This is a genomic window from Streptomyces sparsus (genome assembly GCF_054776295.1).
The window spans coordinates 1-1,843 of record NZ_BAAHCA010000946.1; the positions used below are offsets into that span (position 1 = coordinate 1).

The 1,843-nt window shown below is 72.7% G+C and carries 2 protein-coding genes; one reads left to right on the forward strand and one right to left on the reverse strand.

The genetic code is table 11. The features are described 5' to 3' along the window. Positions 1-118: 118 nt before the first annotated feature. Positions 119-706 carry an RNA polymerase sigma factor gene (locus tag ACYVE9_RS25195; protein ID WP_461030198.1) on the reverse strand — a complete coding sequence of 196 codons (588 nt, stop codon included), beginning with the start codon at positions 704-706 and terminating at the stop codon, positions 119-121. 567 nt (positions 707-1,273) lie between these two features. Here ACYVE9_RS25195 and ACYVE9_RS25200 point away from each other — a divergent pair. Then, positions 1,274-1,780 carry an Asp23/Gls24 family envelope stress response protein gene (locus tag ACYVE9_RS25200; RefSeq protein WP_461030199.1) on the forward strand — a complete coding sequence of 169 codons (507 nt, stop codon included), beginning with the start codon at positions 1,274-1,276 and terminating at the stop codon, positions 1,778-1,780. The last annotated feature ends 63 nt before the right edge of the window (positions 1,781-1,843 follow it).

A 1,843-nucleotide genomic window follows, 5' to 3' on the forward strand; every position in this document is an offset into this window, starting at 1 on the left:
CTCGCGGGAGTGCCGTCCGCGGGGCCGTGGTCCGTCGTGGTGCGGTCCGGCGGCTCGGGCCGGGTGTTCCCGGGCGCGGCGTCGCCCGGGCGATCCCGCTCGGGGTCGGGGGTCGCGCTCATCGCCATGCGCTCATCGCCTCCGTCAGGTAGCGCCGTACGCGGAAGATCCTGCCCCTGACCGCCTGCTCGCTGATGCCGACGACACCCGCGATCTCCCGGTAGCCGAGTCCGTGCAGTTCCCGAAGCACCCAGCATGCCCGCTGCTCGGGGCTGAGCCGGGCGAGCGCCTCGGTGAGGTCCTTCACCGCCGCGGTCGTCTCCGCCGCCCTGGCCGGGGACGAGCCGTGGTCGGGAGCGCTGGGCTCACCGACCGCGTCGAGTTGCTCGGTCGGTCTCCTGGCCCGCAGCAGGTTGAGGCAGCGGTTGGTCACGATGCGGTACATCCAGGTGAGGAACGCCGCGTCGCCGCGGAACTCCGGCAGGCGTCGCCAGGCGCTGACGAACGCCTCCTGCACCGCGTCCTCGGCGTCGGCCCGGCTGCCGAGCATGCGCATGCCGAGGCTGGTCAGTACGGGGCTGTGCCGCCGGACGAGGACCTCGAACGCATCCTCGTCGCCCTCTCCCGCACGCGCGGCCAGCAGAGCGTCGCTCAGCTCCGACTGCGCGCCCGGCGCGGCGCCCGGTGCCTCATCGTCCTCCGGCACGTGCCGGCTCCTCTCCTGTCACGTTCCCCACGCCGTGCCCCTCCGGGGCGCCGCGGGGGTGCTCGCTCACGAACTGCTGCTCTCCGCGGTCGGACACGTTCACCCGCCCATCATCACGCGTGCGGCACCGATCGGCCGTCGACGAAACCCGGAAGCGGCGAACGAAGGAAGGAATTCGAAGAAGTTCCTCCCGGCGCGTGACGATCGCCGACGTTACGGGTCCAAGTCATCACCGGGCCGGGTCACCGTCTGCGCGAGCGGGAAACCGCCCTCGCGGCGGAATGACACGACCGGGTGCGTCGGAGGAGCGGCGTCCGGTGCGGCCGCCGGCACCGCCGGCCCGGCAACCGGCAAGCAGGGCAGGGGAGTTGCCGGACAGGGCGGATGCGGCACCATCGAGGCGTAGGGCAAGCAGTACGGGAGTGCGACCGGAGGAGTGCGGAAAGCAGTAGCGGCGACACAGCGCTCACCAGCGGCGCCGAGGCGCACGAGCGGCATCGAGCAGCGCACCGTCACCACCGGTCATCACCCGAACGATCATCCTCACGAGCGACAGGAGACACTTCCATGGCAGTGAAGTCGGCGTCCGTCACCGCACCGCAGGCCTCCAGCGAGCAGTCCGCCGAGCACCGGAACCGCTCGGCGGGAAGCACCACCGTGCACGTGGACACCTCCGGTGACCAGGGCTCCTCACGCGGCAAGACGTCCATCGCCGACGGCGTGGTCGAGAAGATCGCCGGCATGGCGGCGCGCGAGGTGCCGGGCGTGTTCGCGCTCGGCGGCGGGCTGGCCCGCACCCTCGGCGCGGTCCGGGACCGGGTGCCGGGCGGACGGCCGAACGTGACGCGCGGGGTGAAGGTCGAGGTCGGCGAGCGCCAGACGGCACTGGACCTGGACATCGTCGTGGAGTACGGCGTGCCCATCCCGGACGTGGCGCACGACGTGCGGGAGAACGTCATCGCGGCCGTGGAGCGCATGACGGGCCTGGAGGTCGTCGAGGTCAACATCGCGGTGAACGACGTGCACCTGCCCGACGAGGAGTCCGAGCAGCCCGCGGAGTCGCGGGTCGAGTGACGGACGGCCGTCGTCCGGACGGGGCCGGCCGAGTGGGACCCGCGCGGGACGGCGAACGGCGCC

What these genes read in the sequence shown, in the direction of transcription:
- ACYVE9_RS25200 (WP_461030199.1), top strand. Translation starts at nt 1,274, where the DNA reads ATGGCAGTGAAGTCGGCGTCCGTCACCGCACCGCAGGCCTCCAGCGAG.